A 1,792-nucleotide genomic window follows, 5' to 3' on the forward strand; every position below is an offset into this window, starting at 1 on the left:
GGTGTGTTCGAGTCTCTCAAATTTTCGCAACACGGTGGTGTTTTACGAAACATCTTCGGGTTGTGAGGTTAAGCGACTAAGCGTACACGGTGGATGCCCTGGCAGTCAGAGGCGATGAAGGACGTGCTAATCTGCGATAAGCGTCGGTAAGGTGATATGAACCGTTATAACCGGCGATTTCCGAATGGGGAAACCCAGTGTGTTTCGACACACTATCATTACGTGAATCCATAGCGTAATGAAGCGAACCGGGGGAACTGAAACATCTAAGTACCCCGAGGAAAAGAAATCAACCGAGATTCCCCCAGTAGCGGCGAGCGAACGGGGAGCAGCCCAGAGTCTGAATCAGCTTGTGTGTTAGTGGAACGGTCTGGAAAGTCCGACGGTACAGGGTGATAGTCCCGTACACCAAAATGCACAGGTTGTGAACTCGAAGAGTAGGGCGGGACACGTGGTATCCTGTCTGAATATGGGGGGACCATCCTCCAAGGCTAAATACTCCTGACTGACCGATAGTGAACCAGTACCGTGAGGGAAAGGCGAAAAGAACCCCGGCGAGGGGAGTGAAAAAGAACCTGAAACCGTGTACGTACAAGCAGTGGGAGCCTGATTCGTCAGGTGACTGCGTACCTTTTGTATAATGGGTCAGCGACTTATATTCTGTAGCAAGGTTAACCGTATAGGGGAGCCGAAGGGAAACCGAGTCTTAACTGGGCGTTAAGTTGCAGGGTATAGACCCGAAACCCGGTGATCTAGCCATGGGCAGGTTGAAGGTTGGGTAACACTAACTGGAGGACCGAACCGACTAATGTTGAAAAATTAGCGGATGACTTGTGGCTGGGGGTGAAAGGCCAATCAAACCGGGAGATAGCTGGTTCTCCCCGAAAGCTATTTAGGTAGCGCCTCGTGAATTCATCTTCGGGGGTAGAGCACTGTTTCGGCTAGGGGGTCATCCCGACTTACCAACCCGATGCAAACTGCGAATACCGAAGAATGTTATCACGGGAGACACACGGCGGGTGCTAACGTCCGTCGTGAAGAGGGAAACAACCCAGACCGCCAGCTAAGGTCCCAAAGTCACAGTTAAGTGGGAAACGATGTGGGAAGGCACAGACAGCCAGGATGTTGGCTTAGAAGCAGCCATCATTTAAAGAAAGCGTAATAGCTCACTGGTCGAGTCGGCCTGCGCGGAAGATGTAACGGGGCTAAACTGTGCACCGAAGCTGCGGCAGCGACACTATGTGTTGTTGGGTAGGGGAGCGTTCTGTAAGCCGTTGAAGGTGTGTCGTGAGGCATGCTGGAGGTATCAGAAGTGCGAATGCTGACATAAGTAACGATAATGCGGGTGAAAAACCCGCACGCCGGAAGACCAAGGGTTCCTGTCCAACGTTAATCGGGGCAGGGTGAGTCGACCCCTAAGGCGAGGCCGAAAGGCGTAGTCGATGGGAAACAGGTTAATATTCCTGTACTTGGTGTTACTGCGAAGGGGGGACGGAGAAGGCTATGTTAGCCGGGCGACGGTTGTCCCGGTTTAAGCATGTAGGCGGAGGTTCCAGGTAAATCCGGTACCTTTTTAACGCTGAGGTGTGATGACGAGGCACTACGGTGCTGAAGTAACAAATGCCCTGCTTCCAGGAAAAGCCTCTAAGCATCAGGTAACACGAAATCGTACCCCAAACCGACACAGGTGGTCAGGTAGAGAATACCAAGGCGCTTGAGAGAACTCGGGTGAAGGAACTAGGCAAAATGGTGCCGTAACTTCGGGAGAAGGCACGCTGATATGTAGGTGAAG

General features: G+C 52.1%; 1 rRNA gene. It reads left to right on the forward strand.

Annotated features, from left to right (window positions below):
• Positions 1–66 precede the first annotated feature (66 nt).
• Positions 67–1,792: ribosomal RNA gene (locus tag FDX03_RS09085) — 23S ribosomal RNA — on the forward strand; the annotation flags it as partial.

This window comes from Citrobacter sp. wls827 (genome assembly GCF_005280875.1).
Taxonomy (GTDB): domain Bacteria; phylum Pseudomonadota; class Gammaproteobacteria; order Enterobacterales; family Enterobacteriaceae; genus Citrobacter; species Citrobacter youngae.